Below are 369 nucleotides of genomic sequence, written 5' to 3'. Positions count from 1 at the left end.
CACGATATCTCACATGGGTAGAGGTGGGGGTAGCGTCTTAGAAGATGGGATGCTGTCAAAGGTTCTCGACATAGAGCGTCTACAAGACCCCGTAGAGCTTGATGAGCCTCCTATTGAGGTTCCGGATTCCGAATACTTCGAAGCTAATCAGGACGCCTTTCAGGAGCTTGCAGACTGGTATCTTTGAAGCTCCGCAGGACCGACGACAATGTAATTGTCATAGTCGGACACTATGACAAGTCAAATATTGATTTCTATCTGCTACAATAAGTTTCCAGTACCCCACAAACTGAGGGTCGGAGATTGTTATGGATATGGTAAAGAAGGAAAAATATAGAGAAATAGAGAGAGAATTACAGAGGCTTGAAA

General features: G+C 44.4%; 1 protein-coding gene. It reads left to right on the top strand.

Going from position 1 to position 369, the window contains the following annotated elements; translation table 11 throughout:
- Window positions 1–187: hypothetical protein (locus KP705_RS19360; protein ID WP_215765488.1), on the top strand; the 187-nt coding region annotated here is incomplete at its 5' end.
- Window positions 188–369: the final 182 nt, after the last annotated feature.

This window comes from Gluconobacter sp. P1D12_c (assembly GCF_018812105.1).
Lineage (GTDB): Bacteria > Pseudomonadota > Alphaproteobacteria > Acetobacterales > Acetobacteraceae > Gluconobacter > Gluconobacter oxydans_A.
This window is presented reverse-complemented; position numbering and strand designations above follow the sequence as displayed.